At 62.6% G+C, this 15,111-nt stretch carries 14 protein-coding genes; 4 read left to right on the top strand and 10 right to left on the bottom strand.

Annotated features, from left to right (window positions below):
• Positions 1 to 36 precede the first annotated feature (36 nt).
• Entirely contained in the window at positions 37 to 507 is a 471-nt protein-coding gene (locus tag AB4N41_RS12045) for an A24 family peptidase (RefSeq protein WP_252877373.1), read from the bottom strand.
• 75 nt (positions 508 to 582) lie between these two features.
• Here AB4N41_RS12045 and AB4N41_RS12040 point away from each other — a divergent pair, with 75 nt between their 5' ends.
• Positions 583 to 1,029, top strand: a complete 447-nt coding sequence (locus tag AB4N41_RS12040) for a TadE/TadG family type IV pilus assembly protein (protein WP_024011435.1) — start codon at positions 583 to 585, stop codon at positions 1,027 to 1,029.
• Positions 1,026 to 3,788: a PAS domain-containing sensor histidine kinase gene (locus AB4N41_RS12035; RefSeq protein ID WP_460138395.1), complete on the top strand. Its 2,763-nt coding sequence runs from the start codon at positions 1,026 to 1,028 to the stop codon at positions 3,786 to 3,788. Before AB4N41_RS12040 ends, AB4N41_RS12035 begins: the two co-directional genes overlap by 4 nt.
• Here the strand turns inward: AB4N41_RS12035 and AB4N41_RS12030 are convergent.
• The 5 genes from AB4N41_RS12030 to AB4N41_RS12010 form a co-directional block, all read right to left on the bottom strand.
• A complete protein-coding gene (locus AB4N41_RS12030; protein ID WP_252877371.1) occupies positions 3,773 to 5,770 on the bottom strand; it encodes a pilus assembly protein TadG-related protein in 1,998 nt (665 codons plus the stop codon). The two genes, AB4N41_RS12035 and AB4N41_RS12030, sit on opposite strands and share 16 nt — an antisense overlap.
• A 219-nt stretch (positions 5,771 to 5,989) precedes the next feature.
• Positions 5,990 to 6,547 carry a DUF4136 domain-containing protein gene (locus AB4N41_RS12025; RefSeq protein ID WP_016771849.1) on the bottom strand — a complete coding sequence of 186 codons (558 nt, stop codon included), beginning with the start codon at positions 6,545 to 6,547 and terminating at the stop codon, positions 5,990 to 5,992.
• A 41-nt stretch (positions 6,548 to 6,588) separates the two neighbouring features.
• Positions 6,589 to 7,200, bottom strand: a complete 612-nt coding sequence (locus tag AB4N41_RS12020) for a DUF4136 domain-containing protein (RefSeq protein WP_252877370.1) — start codon at positions 7,198 to 7,200, stop codon at positions 6,589 to 6,591.
• Between the two features lie 12 nt (positions 7,201 to 7,212).
• Complete coding sequence (locus AB4N41_RS12015) at positions 7,213 to 7,962, bottom strand: methyltransferase (protein WP_252877369.1); 750 nt, start codon at positions 7,960 to 7,962, stop codon at positions 7,213 to 7,215.
• Positions 7,962 to 8,264, bottom strand: coding sequence for a MazG-like family protein (locus AB4N41_RS12010; protein ID WP_016771852.1), 303 nt, complete (start codon positions 8,262 to 8,264; stop codon positions 7,962 to 7,964). The genes AB4N41_RS12015 and AB4N41_RS12010 overlap by 1 nt, the downstream gene beginning before the upstream one ends.
• Before the next feature lie 245 nt (positions 8,265 to 8,509).
• On the opposite strand from AB4N41_RS12010, the gene AB4N41_RS12005 reads away from it, so the two are divergent.
• Positions 8,510 to 8,803 carry a hypothetical protein gene (locus AB4N41_RS12005; RefSeq protein WP_073471796.1) on the top strand — a complete coding sequence of 98 codons (294 nt, stop codon included), beginning with the start codon at positions 8,510 to 8,512 and terminating at the stop codon, positions 8,801 to 8,803.
• A gap of 4 nt (positions 8,804 to 8,807) precedes the next feature.
• Here the strand turns inward: AB4N41_RS12005 and AB4N41_RS12000 are convergent, their stop codons facing one another.
• Positions 8,808 to 9,329: a hypothetical protein gene (locus AB4N41_RS12000; protein WP_252877368.1), complete on the bottom strand. Its 522-nt coding sequence runs from the start codon at positions 9,327 to 9,329 to the stop codon at positions 8,808 to 8,810.
• On the opposite strand from AB4N41_RS12000, the gene AB4N41_RS11995 reads away from it, so the two are divergent.
• Positions 9,328 to 10,677: an MATE family efflux transporter gene (locus AB4N41_RS11995; protein ID WP_252877367.1), complete on the top strand. Its 1,350-nt coding sequence runs from the start codon at positions 9,328 to 9,330 to the stop codon at positions 10,675 to 10,677. The genes AB4N41_RS12000 and AB4N41_RS11995 overlap by 2 nt on opposite strands.
• Positions 10,678 to 10,684: 7 nt before the next feature.
• On the opposite strand, the gene AB4N41_RS11990 is transcribed toward AB4N41_RS11995, so the two are convergent.
• The 3 genes from AB4N41_RS11990 to speA all read right to left on the bottom strand — a co-directional run bounded on the left by AB4N41_RS11990 (position 10,685) and on the right by speA (position 14,963).
• Positions 10,685 to 11,473: a DUF4123 domain-containing protein gene (locus AB4N41_RS11990; RefSeq protein WP_252868741.1), complete on the bottom strand. Its 789-nt coding sequence runs from the start codon at positions 11,471 to 11,473 to the stop codon at positions 10,685 to 10,687.
• A complete protein-coding gene (locus AB4N41_RS11985; RefSeq protein ID WP_252877366.1) occupies positions 11,470 to 12,816 on the bottom strand; it encodes a type VI secretion system Vgr family protein in 1,347 nt (448 codons plus the stop codon). The genes AB4N41_RS11990 and AB4N41_RS11985 overlap by 4 nt, the downstream gene beginning before the upstream one ends.
• Positions 12,817 to 13,049: 233 nt before the next feature.
• On the bottom strand, positions 13,050 to 14,963 hold the full coding sequence (gene speA, locus AB4N41_RS11980) for an arginine decarboxylase (RefSeq protein WP_016771856.1): 1,914 nt from the start codon (positions 14,961 to 14,963) through the stop codon (positions 13,050 to 13,052).
• Positions 14,964 to 15,111: the final 148 nt, after the last annotated feature.

Here is a 15,111-nt window from a genome sequence, read left to right as displayed (position 1 = left end):
TCCGACTATGTACATAGGACTAGTGGCACCCCGCGATCAGGTGATCCAGTACAGCGAAAGCACTACACCTACCAACACGAACGGCGCAAATGGCAGCTTTTTTGACTTGTCCGGAGCCAGATGACGCACATGCTCTCTAACTCCTTGAGCCATATGAGGCCAGACTTTTGGCGCGAGCAGCAGCCACAGCACGCTGGCCAGGCCAGCGCCGATAAACGCGCCAAGAACGAATATGCCGTTCGTCGCAAGACCCAGGGCTGTCATTAATTTCACATCACCAGCGCCCATGCGGCCCATGAAATAACCGGGCAGCGTCAGCAGCAAAGCGATCAGGCAGGCCCAGCCGCCCTGCCCCGCGTCGGCACCCAGCCAGGTGCTGCCGGTCGCCAGCAACCAGACCAGCGCCAGCGCGCCCACGCCTAACGTCAATGCGTTGGAAATTCGCCGCTGCCGGGCATCTTGCGCGGCGCAGATCGCCAGCCAGATCAGAACAAGGGAAATCTGCATCCGCTGAAAGCCGTCCGTTTTGCCTGATTGATTCTATGCTGATACTACGCAGTGACTGTCAGGGTAGACGCACGCATGAAAAACGGCTTTCGCAGGTCGCAAAAAGGTGCGGTGGCGATCGAATTCGCCTTGGTGTTCATCATCTTTTTCGCAGTGTTTTACGGGCTGGTCAGCTACGGCCTGCCCTTCGTGATGATGCAATCGTTCAACCAGGCCACCGCTGAGGCGGTGCGCCGCAGCGTTGCGGTGGACCCGACCACGCCGAACTATTCGACGGTGGTGGTCAACACCGCCAATGCCGCGCTGACCCAGCAACTGCAATGGCTGCCCTCGGCCTTGAATCTGGTGGTCGGCACCGACACCAGTGCGGCCTACGACGCGGGGACTGGCACCCTGACCGTCAGCGTCAATTACCCGGTGAGCAAGCTCAATCAGATCATGCCGTTTCTGGTGCTGCCCGGGATCGGCACGGTGCCTAATCTGCCCACGCACCTCACCGCCCGCTCGAGCCTGCAATTTTGACCGCCGGCGATAAGCTTTTCGGGCGCTTGCTCAAGCGCGCCCCCGCCGCAGCCCACGAATTGCCGGACCACCTCGGCGCGCCGCCGATCGGCCTGCATTTTTATCTGGATGGCAACGGCGATGTGTTGCAGATCGCCGGCCCGCTGCGGCATTTGCTCGCCCAGCACAAACCTCAGGGTCAGCCGCTGCCGCTTCGCGCCTATCTGCTGCCGCATAGCCTGCTGAGCGTCGAAGGCCAGCCGCGGGACTGGCACGGGCAATTGCTCGATCTGGATTTCACCGGCCTGAATGATCAGCCGCTGCACCTTCGCGGCTGGGTGCAGCCACTAAACGATGGCTGGCAACTGCAGCTGCTCGACATCGCCGACCTGTTGCTCGAACGTCAGCAAGCGCGCGACCGCGACGCCTGCCAGGCCCTCGCCGCGCAAGTCAGCGATCGCCTGCGCACCTGCAGCCTGACGCGTTTGCCGATGGTGCTCGGCGAACAATTGCAGGCCATCGCCCAGCGCTGGCACATCCCCTGCCTCGCCGTGGCGCTGCTCGATGAACAGGCCCAGGGCTGGCAGATTCATCAACAGTTTCGTGCCCACGACGCCCCGCAACTGTGGGAGGACGGCCAGCCATTGAGCACGCCGCTGGACAGCCTCAACGGCAGCGCACCGCAACGCCTCGCCGGCCCGCAGGGCCGCTATGAACATTCGCGATTGCAGGCCACGTTCGGCAACGCCAACGGGTTCGCTGTGCCCTACAGCAATGATCAAGGCGTGGTCGCATGGCTGCTTTGCGGGTTTTACACGGTCGACAACGTGGCGCCATGGCTGACCGATCGCGACTGGCTGACCTTGGCCGGTGCGCTGGCCGGACCGCTGCTCAGCCGCTTGCGCGAGCAGCGCCATGTGCAATCGATGGAGCGTCTTGATTCCCTGCAAAACCTGCTCGGCACCGGCTGGTGGGAAATCAGTGCCGAAGAGCAGATTGCGCTGGCGCCGACGCTGGCCTCGGCACTGAATCTCAGCGATCGCCTGCTGCCGGTAGGAGACTGGCTGTCGCTGTTTCATCCCGCCGACCGTGACGAGTTGCGCAGCCGCCTGCGCGCCCTGCAACTGCAAGGAGAAGCGCTGACCCTGAGCGTGCGTCTGCACCGCGCGGAGGTCGGCGCAGCGGCGACGTGGTATCGGATTCAGGGCCAGGTCAGCGGCACCGGTGAGCATCGGCGTCTGGTCGGCTTCATGCTCGACATCAGCGACATCCAGAATCAACAACAGCGCGCCGCTGCCGCCCATGCGCGGCTGGATAATCTGATTGCCAGTTCACCGGCGGTGATCTACGTGCAGCGCTATGCAGAAGGCGCACTGGTTCCGGATTTTTTTAGCGCCAGCCTGCAACCCTTGCTGGGCTGGACGCTGGAAGATTGCGACACGACAGCGCTGGTCGAGCGCGTGCATCCCGACGACCGCGAACTGTATTTCCAGCGCAACCGCCAGTTGCTGCGCGAAGGCTCGGTGCGTGCGCGTTATCGCCTGCGCGACAACCGTGGCGAGTATCACTGGCTGCTCGATGAAGCGAAACTGCTGCGCAACGATCTCGGTCTGCCAGTCGAGGCGGTGGGCCTGTGGCTGGACGTCACCGACGCAACGCTTGCTGCCGAGCAGGTGCGACAAAGCGAAGAGCGCTACCGGATTCTGGTCGAGGACTCGCCGGCGATGATCTGCCGTTATCGCCCGGACCTGACGCTGATCTTCGGCAACCGACCCTTGGCGACTTATCTGGAATGCACCCCGGAACAACTGCCCGGCGTTGATCTGGGTGGCTGGATGTCCGAAGAACAGCGCGGCGCGTTTGTGCAGCGCCTGAGCCAACTGACCCCGGAACAGCCAGTGAGCACCGCCGAAATCAGCCTGCAATTGCCCGGACGCGAACACGCCTGGTGGGTCTGGTCGGATCGCGGCGTGTTCGATGAGCATGGGCAGTTGATCGAAGTGCAAGCGGTGGGCCGCGACAACACCGAGGTGCGCCGCTCGCAACAGCAACTCACCCAAAGCGCGAAAATGGCCACCCTCGGCGAAATGGCCACCGGCCTCGCCCACGAAATCAATCAGCCGCTGAACGTGATGCGCATGGCCATCGTCAACGTGCTCAAACGCCTCGGCAACGGTGATGTACAGGTCGATTACCTGACCGACAAACTCAACCGTATCGACGCTCAGGTTCAACGCGCAGCGAAGGTGGTCGACCACATGCGTGTGTTCGGTCGCCGCTCGGAAATCGAACAACAGTTGTTCAATCCGGCCCAAGCCATCGAAGGCACCTTGTCACTGCTGGCCGAGGGCATGCGCGGCAAAGGTGTCGATCTGCGCATCAGCGAGACCGGCTTCGAGGCGCAGGTGCGCGGCTACGTCGATCAACTGGAGCAGGTGCTGATCAACCTGATGGTCAACGCCCGTGACGCCCTGCTCGGCAAGCGCGAGCACGACCCGGCATTCAAACCGTGGATTTCAATCTACGCCGAACGTGACGAGGAAAGCGTGCGCTTGTGGGTCGAGGACAATGGCGGCGGTATCGATCCGCGTTTGCTGGAGCGGATCTTCGAGCCGTTCTTCACCACCAAGCCGATCGGCGTCGGCACCGGCTTGGGCCTGTCGGTGAGCTACGGCATCATCGCCAACATGGGCGGGCAATTGAGCGTGCGCAACTCCACGGAGGGCGCACGGTTCTGCATCGAATTGCCGATCGCCAGCGACGATCAGATCACCAGATAGGCCTTGCCGGTCTGCCCGCAGGTCATGTTGGCGCCCACCTCGGTGTTCATCAGATTGATGCCCAGACCCTTGAGCAGATTGTTCAACAGCGGATCAAGCAATGGGCTGATCAAACCGGTGACCACCGGCAACAAGCGGTTGCTGACATCGCTGATCAGTGAAGCCACACCGGTGACGATGGCGCCCAGCGGATTGCTGCCCACGGGTTTGTAGACGATCAGGTTGATGCCGGACAGCGTGTTTGCCAGGCTGCCGACGATGTTGCTGGTCGGCGCGGCCGGCAGCAGGCTCGGCGGCAGTTTCAGATTGGCCGGGGTGGCGAAGGGAGTGGTGCTGGAAAACAGCAGATTCTGCGTGGTCTGCGCGACGCTGGTGTCGAGTTTGAGGGCGATGCCGCCCGCGCCGTATTGCACGTGGGAGGCGGCATCGCAACTGCCGATGCCGAGAATCTTGTGGCAGGTGATGATGCCGAGATCGACCAGCGGCAACGGCGTCACGGTTGGTTCGGCGACTGAAGAGAACGCGGCGACGGGATCGATCTTGCCGAGTTTGAGATCAGCCAGAGAAGTCGTGGTGGCGGCAGTCAGGCTTTTGCTGTCGGTATCGCCGGTCGGGCAGCGGTAATCGGTGACATAGCTTTTCGCCCCGCCGGCATCCAGCGCGATGTCGATTTGCGGTGAGGGCAGCAGCTTCGGATCGAGCTGTTGGCAGCCGGCACCCAACAGGCAGAACACTGAATTGAGCGTGTCCACCAGATTCAGGCTCAACAGCGCATTGAGCGTCGGCGTCAGCGTACCGACCAGGCCCAGCACCGCATTGGTCAGCCCCGTCACCCCCGAGAGCACCGGCAGATTCACCGACAGCAGCGTGCGAACCTGCGCCGTGCGCACATAAATCCGGTCCGGCCCCAACGGATCGGCCTTGGCCCGCGCCGGGTCGCCAATCGCCGAGAACTGCGGCGGCTCGATCACCTTGACCCGCACCGTGACACCGGCCAGCCCCAGCACGTTGACCGGCAAGGTCGCCGCCACCGCGCTCTTGCTGTTGGCCAGTTGCACCACGCCTTGCACCAGTTGCAGCAATTGCAGATTGGCATCCAGCCCCGCCGCCGTAGTGCCGGTCTGCAGTTGCAGGATCTCGCCGAGTCTGACCGGCGCCGCGTTGATCGCGGCGACCTGCAACTGGCCCAGCGCGGTGACCACTTGCGCGGTTGCGCCGTTGAGTTGCACCATCGTCGCTGCGGCCTGAATCAACTGCGTCACCGTCGCTTGGGTGTTGAGCAACTGCGAGTAGTTGCCGGCGCCGACGTTGAGGTCGATGGCCAGTTGATCGAGGTATTTGAGCAGGTTGATATCGGTGTGCAGCAAACCGTCCCAGCCCAACGCCGTGAGGTTGACGTTGCCGCCGAGCAACCCGGAAAACAGCGGATTGAGGATGTTCGACTGCGCCGTGTCGATGCTGGCGAGGGTGCTGCGGATATTCAGTTGGGCGATGGTCGGCTGCGGTTTGGCCGCGACTGCCGAAGCATTGAGCGTGGTATTGAGGCTGACCGGCGTGGCGCTGAACAGCGCCTGCACACCGCCAGCAAAACTGCTGGTGACCGTACGACTGGCGGCGACTTTGACTGCGCTTGATTGCGTGGCATCGACGGTGAAACTGCGCACACCACTGGCGGCGGTGGCCAGCGTGCCGCAGGTGGTCGCGAGCGTATTGGCGGCATCGACCACGTAACCATTGCGCAGCGCACTTTGCCCGGCATAACTGGCGGCGGTCAGCCCGGGCAGGCAATTGCCGCCGCGACTGACCGCTTCGAGGGCGGCGGTATCGACCACCCGCTGCAATTTGCGCTGTTCCATGTACAAGCGACCGCTGTCGACCACCAGCAACATCATCACCAGCGCCAGACTCAGGGTGGCGGCTGCCATCAAGCCGATCGCCCCGCGTTGCCGGGCCGGGCCGTTGCCTTGCGATCCTCGCGACATGGCGCACTCCTTTGCCGGCGCAGTGCCGAGCGCTACCTCCGTTAATGAAAAAGAGTGTAGACGCGGTCGGTCGAGAGTGCTGGCGTGGCGCCATTCCTGTCACCACCGCCACGGTGGGAGCGAGCCTGCTCGCGAAAGCGTCGTGCCAGAGGATTCAATGCTGAATGACACACCGCCTTCGCGAGCAGGCTCGCTCCCACAGGGACGGTTCAGAGCGGTTCAACGCGGTGGATAGTTGGCCAGAATCCGTGCGACGGTCTCGCGAATGGCATTGCTGCGGTCAGCCGGATTCGGGCGGTTGCTGAGCATTTGCTCATCGCTGCCGCGCCAGACCAGTTTGCCGTCCTTGCCGTCGAGCAGGTCGATCTGAATGGTCGCGACCTTGTAGGTGATGTTGCGCGTTTCGTTGTACATCGGCGCGCCCCAGTAGCCGTTCCACGGGCCACCCCAACCGCCGCCGTAATTGGTCGTCACTTGCTGCTGCCGGTCCTCGACGATCAGGTAGGTCTGCACGCTCAGATCACCCTTGCCACCGCCAGCGGCCGGGCGCAAACCGCGCTGATCGAGTTGATCGGCCACCGCCTGGCGGATGCGCTGTTCGGTCAGGTCACTTTTGATGCGCGGATCATCGGGGCGATATTGCAGGGCCGGGTCTTTCCAGCTCCAGCTGCGATAAGCGGCAAAGTCGCGGCTGGCGTCGAAATCGTGATTGACCTGGTTGGCAGCGCAGGCACTGAGCAGCGCGGCAACAGCCAGTAGAGCGAGACGGCGGAACATGATTTTTCTCCGGGTGAAGACATGAACCTGCTGACACGACGTCAGCTGGGAGGATACGCCGCCATGGCTTTTTCCACAGCCTCGCGGATCGCATCGGCGCGTTCGATCTGATTGCCTTGGGTGCCGGTCTCGGCGCTGGCGCTCCACACTGGCTGACCATTGCCGGCATCGAACAGATCGACCCGCACCACTACGACCTGCTCTTGATAGGTGCGCACGATCGGCACGCTGTTGTACATGCCGTAACCACGACCATAACGATCATAGCCGCCGTATCCACCGTAGTAGCCGTAATCATCGCGCACCTGACGCAAACGGGTCTCCAGACGCAGATCGGCGCTGACCAGCAGGTCCGCCGGGCGGTTGTCGCGCATCGGCCGCAAGCCGCGCTGGTCGAGGGCGTTGCTGACCGCCTCGGCCACCTGCGCCGAGTCCGCCCACGCCGTGCCCGGCGGCAACTGCCCGTTGCGCCAGGCCCAGTTGCGGTAGCGCCCGTAATCACGCGGCGGCGCCGGGTAGGCGCTGCGGTCGAAGGTGGTGGCAGCTTGCGGCGGTGCCGGCGGCAAGGGCCGCGACTGCGCCACGTACGGGTTGCTGCCCTGGCAAGCGGCCAACCCCAGACAAATCAGCAATAACCCGCATTGAGCTTTCATGTCGCGCTCCGCTCAGATCGGCCGGCAGATCCAGTGCAAGTAACGCCCAAGCGCGGCGAAGCCTGGGTGACGACGGTGCGCGAGTTCCATTTCCAGCAAATCCGCCAGTTCGGCGCGGGCCTGGAATTCCACCGGCATGTAATCGTGAAATACCCGTACGCCGCTCTGACTTTCGACCTGCCACATACCGGCGAGTTGCGTTGCCAATTCCCGAGGGTCGAGAGGCTGCTGCGGGGTCAGGCTCTGCTTCTCGCCGGCCATGACGTTCTTGCGCATTTTCTTGAAATGGCCCTTGAGCAGATTGCGATAAATCAGCGCATCACGGTTGTAGAACGCCAGCGACAGCCAGCCGCCAGGCTTGGTCAACTGATGCAGCACCGGCAGGATCGCGTGGGGTTCGGCGAGCCATTCCAGCACGGCGTGGCAGATCACCAGATCGTAGGGTTCGGTGAGCTGACCGGGCAGTTCCTGCCACGGCGCCTGTATGAATGTCGCGGTGTGTCCGGCTTCGGCAAAACGCTGGCGCGCACCCTCGAGCATCGGCTCAGCCGGCTCGGTGAAGGTGACGTCATGGCCGCGCTCGGCCAGCCACAGCGACATGTGCCCAAGGCCCCCGCCGATATCCAGCACCCGCAGCGGCCGATCCGGCAAGGCCTCGCTCAGGTCGGCCTGCAACACCGCGAGGCGAATCGCGCCTTTGGCGCCGCCGTAGATTTTTTCGGCGAAGCGCGTGGCCAACTGATCGAAATGACGGTCGCTCATCAGCTGAACCGCCGTTCACTGTCGGCGAGCTTGGCGCGCACCACTTCATTCATGTCCAGACCCAGTTCGCTGCACAGCAGCAACAGATACAGGACGATATCGCCGACTTCCTGCCCGGCGTGGGCGAGCTTGTCCGCCGGCAACTGGCGCGACTGGTCTTCTGTCAGCCACTGGAAGATTTCCACCAGCTCGGCCATTTCCACGCTGGCGGCCATGGCGAGGTTTTTCGGGCTGTGAAATTGCCGCCAGTCATTGCGGTCGCGAATGGCATGCAGGCGTTCGGTCAGTTCAACAAGGTTCATCGGGCTCTCCTGAAGACGCATAGCTTCGGGGGGATGCGGGCTGAAGGCAAGCAGCGCAGATGATCTATTGTGGGAGCGAGCCTGCTCGCGAAAGCGATGGATCATCCAGACCGGATTTGCCTGACACGCCCCCTTCGCGAGCAGGCTCGCTCCCACACATGATCCGGGCAAACCTTCTATCATGCAGGGAACTCGGCCACCCTCGGCGTGGCCCAAGGCTCAGCTCTTTCATCAGGGATGCACACATGCGTGTAGAAAGCTTTTTCGAATGGCTCGGCCAGGCACTCGGTTCGATCATCCGCTTTATCGTCGACGGCCTCAGTGGCCTGTTCAATATGCTCAGCAATGCCGGCGGCAACTTTGTCGACGGCCTGGCGCAAACGCTGGGGATGGACACCTCGATCATCAGCATCATCGCCCTGATCGTTGGCCTGATGCTGCTGTGGTCGGCGATCCGGGCGTTCATGAACGCGTCGATCATTGCCGGGATCATCTGGTTGTTGCTGGGGTTGTGGTTGTTGAGCTGGATTATTCACTAGCGCTTCAAAAGCCCCTCACCCCAGCCCTCTCCCAGAGGGAGAGGGAGCTGACCGCGTTGCTTTGAAATTCTCCGCCGACCTGGAATATCGAGTCGAACTCACGCTTGAGAGCGACTAAGATCGGCTCCCTCTCCCATTCCCGGAGAGAGAGGGAGCTGACCGCGTTGCTTTGAAATTCTCCACCGACCTGCAATATCGAGTCGAACTCACGCTTGAGAGCGACGAAGATCGGCTCCCTCTCCCATTCCCGGAGAGAGGGGGAGCTGACCGCGTTGCTTTGAAATTCTCCACCGACCTGCAATATCGAGTCGAACTCACGCTTGAGAGCGACGAAGATCGGCTCCCTCTCCCATTCCCGGAGAGAGAGGGAGCTGACCGCGTTGCTTTGAAATTCTCCACCGACCTGCAATATCGAGTCGAACTCACGCTTGAGAGCGACGAAGATCGGCCCCCTCTCCCTCTGGGAGAGGGCTGGGGTGAGGGTGTTTCTGCCGCTACAATCCCCGCTCCCCCAAGGAGCCTGCATGTCCTCACTGATTACCGACTGGCGCGACCGCCCGACTCACCGCAAGGTCTGGGCGCTCGCCGCGCCGATGATTCTTTCCAATATTTCCGTGCCGCTGGTGGCGCTGGTCGACAGCACTGTCATCGGTCACTTGCCCCATGCCCATCAATTGGGCGCGGTGGCGGTCGGCGCCAGTCTGTACACGTTTCTTGCCTGGGCGATGGGTTTTCTGCGCATGGGCACCACCGGATTTGCCGCCCAGGCTGCCGGGCGCAGCGATGGCGCGGCGTTGCGGCAGATTCTCTTGCAGGGCCTGCTGCTGGCGATGGGGCTGGCCGTCGTGCTCGGCACTCTTGGCGTGCCGCTCAGCGGCGTCGCGCTGCACTTCATGCAGCCGTCGGCGGAGCTGGAGCAACTGACCCGGGAGTTTTTCCACACGCGCTTGTATGGCCTGCCCGCAGCGCTGGCGACGTATGCACTGGTCGGCTGGTTCCTCGGCACGCAGAACGCCCGAGCGCCGCTGGCGATTCTGCTGAGCACCAACCTGATCAACATCGTCCTCAATCTTTGGTTTGTCATTGGCCTGGACTGGGGCGTGGTCGGCTCGGCGCGGGCTTCGGTAATCGCCGAATGGAGCGGCGCCCTGCTCGGCCTGTGGCTGACGCGCACGGCATTGCGCGCCTATCCGGGGCAGATCATCTGGTCGGCACTGAGAGTCTGGCAGAGCTGGCGGCCGCTGCTGGCGGTCAACCGTGACATTTTCATCCGCAGCCTCGCCCTGCAATCGGTGTTCTTCCTGATCACCGTGCAGGGCGCACGGCTCGGCGATGCGACCGTAGCGGCCAACGCGCTGCTGCTCAACGGCCTGCTGCTGACGGCCCACGCACTGGATGGCCTGGCCCACGCGGTCGAAGCCTTGTGCGGCCATGCCATTGGCGCACGGGATCGCCTGGCATTGCGTCGATCGCTGGTGGTGGCCGGCGGCTGGTCGCTGATCGCCAGCCTCGGGTTTGCCGTGCTGTTTCTGCTGGCGGGGCACCTGTTCATCGAGATGCAGACCGACATTCAGAGCGTGCGCGACACGGCGTTCGTCTACCTGCCCTACCTCGCCGTGCTGCCGTTGATTGCGGTGTGGAGTTACCTGCTCGACGGCCTGTTCATCGGCGCTACCCGCGCGCGGGAAATGCGCAACGGCATGCTGCTGACGGTGTTGTTGCTCCTGCCGTTCGCCTGGCTCTTGCAAGCGTTGGGCAATCACGGCCTGTGGATATCTTTTCTGCTGTTCATGGTCTTGCGCAGCGTGACCCTTGGCGCGCAAGCCCTGTGGCTGAAACGCCGCGATGGCTGGTTCAGCGGCAAGGCTCACTGACGGACAGTCAGCCCGCGCCCCACTGCCGACGCAGGAAGTCGAGCCGTTCCGGCTGCGTCAATCCGGCCGGCGGCACAACCAGCACGGCGCGCGGATTGAGCAGGCGCAGCCACAGCCAGCCATCCAGCACAGCACGATCGCTGAAACCCAGCGCCAGACCTTGTTGCACATGCACAGCGATCGTCTGGTAATCAACGCTCAGAGACTGGCACCAGCGCCAGATGTGCTGCTCCAGCAGACAGGTTTGCAAGCGCTCGCGCTGGCGCCGGGTCAGGCTTTCTTCGATGCCCAAAGGTTCGACGAGCAGGCCGGGATTGCGCAGCTGTTGCCAGCCCTGACTGCCGATGGCGCGGTCGGCCCAGGTACCACCAAACCAGCGCAACTGGCGGATCGGCCCGAGCCAGCGACTCAGTTGCGCGGCGTCGCAGGCGTCGAAGAAATAGCTGGCGGTCTGACGGTTGTAATAGCTGAGCAAGGCCCGGTGATTCAAACCGAACGAGACGGTAAGCATGCGCTGCAAGTGGCTGAGCAGCTGCTGCGCAGGTATCTCGCAGCTCAGCAACAGGCCACGCCAGGTGTCCGGATCGCGCAGGCACAAGGCGGTCAATGCCGGACTCTCGCGCAAGTCGACGAGGACCGGGCCGTGCTCGCTGACCGGTTGAAATTCGGTGCCGTCAAACAATCGGTGCCGCTGCACATCGGCAAAGCCCTGGCGCAAGGTCAGCAGGGCGCGTGCCGCGTCCGGGGTATCGAGCAACAGCCATTGCGCCATGGGCTCAAGCGCCGCGCCGCTCATCGTGCGCTGCTCTGATCGAGCGCGGTGAGCAGCCGGCAACTGCACACGGACTCGGCGCAGTGGTTGAAGCTGCCACCGCCCGGCATCAGGCACAGCAGCAGCAACGGCTCGCCAGACTGCAACAGTTGCTGCAACCCATCGCTCACCAGCAGTTCTGGGAGCGATACCGGATCATCGTCCTCGACCGCAGCCTCTGGCAACACTGAGGGCTGGAGCACGCCACTGACCACCGGCTGATCGGGGTCGCCCTCAAGAAAACTCACCACCACTTCCACACCATCAGCGAGTGCCGCCGAGGGCAGCTCGTTCAAGTCAGGCGCGAGGGGCAGCCAGCAATGACTCGGCGAAGCCCCTTCGCCCTGATAGAGCCAGTCGAATTGCACCGCCACCGGCCGCGAGCAATCCGGCTGCGGCTCATCGACGCTGACCACCCAGGCTCGCTGCAGGCTGTGCATGCGCTGCTTGGACTGCGCAGCGGCGGGCGCACAGACGGGTGCCCGCGCGGCCGCGAACAGGCGATTGCAATAGGGCGGTTCGAGAGACTGATCGGCACGGTGCTCGATGCGGGTCAGCAACCATGGGCGGTTGCATTCGATGAAAGGATAGTCGTCCAGGGGCAACCACTGACCGCTGCGCAAGGCGGGCAGATCGCTGTGGCCTTCGGCACTGGGACCTCGCTGGCTGGCCTGCGAGTCTTCGTGCAGTTGCCATTGGCGGACGGCTGGAGCGACGCCACGCTGGTCATGCTCGCCCTGATAGGGCGCGACGTCTGCATGGGGCATTCGCGTCGGATCGTCGCCGAACACCAGGCAGTGCCTGTCGCGGTGATGCTCGAAGTAATAGTGAATGCGCGCCTCTGCGCACAGGCGCTGGAGCAGTTGCAGATCGGATTCGCGGTATTGCGTGCAGAAGGTGCGGGTCGGGTAGTCGCTATGCAGGTCAAAACGTCGTTGCAAGCCGACGATGCCATGCTCGCGCAGAACCTGTTCGATGATCTGCGGCACGCAGCGGCCGCTGAAAATGCGCTGGCTCAAGCGCAGGTCGAGGCAGTCGAGCCTCGGTCCGAGACGCACTCGACACAAACGCAAGCCATGGCCATGCTCGTGCTGGACAAGGCTGTGCAACTGGCCGTGCACACCCTGGCCGGGCGCGCCGAAGCACAGGAACGCAGAACGATGCAGCAGGCTGGCAAGATCCAGATGCGGATCGTCGATCACCACATCGATCTCGAAGGCAAAGGGTTCGCTGAGCGCTTCCCTTCCGGTAAAGGCGAGAACTTCGAAGGGGTCGGACAGGCCCGCTACATCGAGACGAAACGACGGCTCGTTGACTGGATCGAACATGGGCGGATCTCTACAGGAGGGGCGGCCGGGGATTCTCGCCGAGAGGCATGGCCGAGTAGAGAGGCGAAGTACAACTTAGGAAATGACCTACGCGAAAAGCAGACCAGATGAGTTTGCTGACCGTGATCGCACAGGTTTTCGGGAAAAAATCAGGAGATGTCCCACCGGGTTGTCCGACTTTTCCACAGCTTGCGGAAAAAAATCGGACAACCCGGGCGGAACGCTATCGGGTCTCAGGAAGACAGATAGGAGGAGCGGGTCAGGCCCAGACGCAAGGCATCGAGGAACTGCGTGCGCTCGCTGGCACTGATGCGGGCACTGGCGCACTTGTCGCGGTAGTGCGTCATCAGTTCTTCCGGCGACAAGTGCACGTAACGCAGCATGTCTTCGATGGTGTCGTGGGTCTCGATACCGGCGTGGTACACGCTGCCATCGGCGTTCTGGTAGATGTTCACCGAGTCGGTGTCACCGAACAGGTTATGCATGTCGCCGAGGATTTCCTGATAGGCACCGACCAGGAACACGCCCAGCAGGTAATCTTCGCCTTCATTCAACGCGTGCACCGGCAGGCTGGTTTCGATGCTCTGCTCGTCGACGTACTGGTTGATCTTGCCATCGGAGTCGCAGGTCAGATCCTGCAGCACCGCGCGGCGCAGCGGCTCTTCGTCGAGGCGATGCAGCGGGATGATCGGCAACACCTGATCGATCGCCCAGGTGTCCGGCAGGCTCTGGAACACCGAGAAGTTGCAGATGTACTTGTCGGCCAGCTTGTCGTTGAGTTCGTCGAGCACCTGGCGGTGCGAACGCTGACGCGCTTTCAGCGAGTTGTGCAAGCGACGGCACACGGCGAAGTAGCACTGCTCGGCGAGGGCTTTTTCCGCCAGGGTCAGCTTGCCGTCGGCATACTGCGCGGCCACGTCGCTCATGTAGTGCGTGGCGCGCCAGTAAGTTTCGGTGACCATTTCGATGTCGGTCGGGCCGAGCAGATCGACCAGCCACTGCACGGTTTCCGGCAGGCTTTCCTTGTTTTCGATCAGCGGGATTTCGTCGTTGTGTTTCTCGACGTCGGTGACCTGCACAACCAGCATTGCGTGGTGCGCGGTCAGCGAACGGCCACTCTCGGAGAAGATGTGCGGATGCGGCAGACTCTGCGCGTCGCAGAATTCCTTGAGCATGCCGACCACGACACCGGCGTAATCGTCCATGTCGTAGTTGATCGAACTGGCGTTGCGCGAATGCGTGCCGTCGTAGTCGACACCGAGGCCGCCGCCGACGTCGATGTGATCGACCGGCAGACCGAGGTTGCGCAATTCGCCGTAATAACGGATCGCTTCCTTGAAGCCGTGCTGATAGTCAGCGAGGTTGGCAATCTGCGAACCCATGTGGAAGTGCAGCAGGCGGATGCCCTGATCCAGACCGGCGCCACGGAAGCGCTCGACCACCGACAGCAGTTGCGCCGCCGACAGGCCGAATTTGGATTTTTCGCCACCGGTGTCGGCCCATTTCGACGAGGCCAGCGACGACAGGCGCACGCGCAGACCCACCTGCGGCTTGACCTTCAGCGAGGCGGCTTCTTCGATCACCAGGCCGACTTCGGATTCTTTCTCGATGACGATGAACACGTTGTGGCCGAGCTTCTGGCCCATCAGCGCCAGACGGATGAACTCGCGGTCCTTGTAACCGTTGCAGACGATGGTGCCGCCCTTCGGCGCCAGCGCCAGCACCGCCAGCAGCTCAGGCTTGGAGCCGGCTTCCAGACCGATGGAAACGTTCTGCGTGGCGATGATGTTCTCGATCACCGCTTCTTGCTGGTTGACCTTGATCGGGTACAGCGCGGTGTATTTGCTCTGGTATTCCAGGCGCTCGATGTTTGAATCGAAAGCACCGGTCAACTGACGGACACGGTCTTGCAGGATGTCGGGGAACCGCACCAGCAGCGGCAAGGACAAACCGCTCTTGCGCAGTTGGTCGACTTGCTCGAACAGATCGATAGGCGAGCTGCTCGGGCCGTTCGGACGTACTTCGACGCGACCGGCTTCATTGATCGCGAAATACCCGGCCCCCCAATGGCGAATCCCGTAAACGCTGCGGCTGTCCGCAACTGTCCATTGGCTGCCATCGTCTTTACGTGTGCGTCGTACGGACATCGAAGTCCCCTATAAAGAAGTCAGAGTGCGTCGCCTGACGTTCAGGCCGGCGCAGTCTAAAGAATGAAAATGACGGTTCGTCAGTGCGGCGGTAGACCGCACTGACTGCGTGGAGTTTAGAAACCGGTCATGAACAGGCTCTGTGAAA

Source organism: Pseudomonas sp. S2_A10, assembly GCF_054668465.1.
This window is presented reverse-complemented; position numbering and strand designations above follow the sequence as displayed.

What these genes read in the sequence shown, in the direction of transcription:
- AB4N41_RS12030 (WP_252877371.1), bottom strand. Translation starts at nt 5,770, where the DNA reads ATGTCGCGAGGATCGCAAGGCAACGGCCCGGCCCGGCAACGCGGGGCG.
- AB4N41_RS12005 (WP_073471796.1), top strand. Translation starts at nt 8,510, where the DNA reads ATGCGTGTAGAAAGCTTTTTCGAATGGCTCGGCCAGGCACTCGGTTCG.
- AB4N41_RS12010 (WP_016771852.1), bottom strand. Translation starts at nt 8,264, where the DNA reads ATGAACCTTGTTGAACTGACCGAACGCCTGCATGCCATTCGCGACCGC.
- AB4N41_RS11995 (WP_252877367.1), top strand. Translation starts at nt 9,328, where the DNA reads ATGTCCTCACTGATTACCGACTGGCGCGACCGCCCGACTCACCGCAAG.
- AB4N41_RS12025 (WP_016771849.1), bottom strand. Translation starts at nt 6,547, where the DNA reads ATGTTCCGCCGTCTCGCTCTACTGGCTGTTGCCGCGCTGCTCAGTGCC.
- AB4N41_RS12015 (WP_252877369.1), bottom strand. Translation starts at nt 7,962, where the DNA reads ATGAGCGACCGTCATTTCGATCAGTTGGCCACGCGCTTCGCCGAAAAA.
- AB4N41_RS12000 (WP_252877368.1), bottom strand. Translation starts at nt 9,329, where the DNA reads ATGCAGGCTCCTTGGGGGAGCGGGGATTGTAGCGGCAGAAACACCCTC.
- AB4N41_RS11985 (WP_252877366.1), bottom strand. Translation starts at nt 12,816, where the DNA reads ATGTTCGATCCAGTCAACGAGCCGTCGTTTCGTCTCGATGTAGCGGGC.
- AB4N41_RS12020 (WP_252877370.1), bottom strand. Translation starts at nt 7,200, where the DNA reads ATGAAAGCTCAATGCGGGTTATTGCTGATTTGTCTGGGGTTGGCCGCT.
- AB4N41_RS12045 (WP_252877373.1), bottom strand. Translation starts at nt 507, where the DNA reads ATGCAGATTTCCCTTGTTCTGATCTGGCTGGCGATCTGCGCCGCGCAA.
- AB4N41_RS12040 (WP_024011435.1), top strand. Translation starts at nt 583, where the DNA reads ATGAAAAACGGCTTTCGCAGGTCGCAAAAAGGTGCGGTGGCGATCGAA.
- speA (WP_016771856.1), bottom strand. Translation starts at nt 14,963, where the DNA reads ATGTCCGTACGACGCACACGTAAAGACGATGGCAGCCAATGGACAGTT.
- AB4N41_RS11990 (WP_252868741.1), bottom strand. Translation starts at nt 11,473, where the DNA reads ATGAGCGGCGCGGCGCTTGAGCCCATGGCGCAATGGCTGTTGCTCGAT.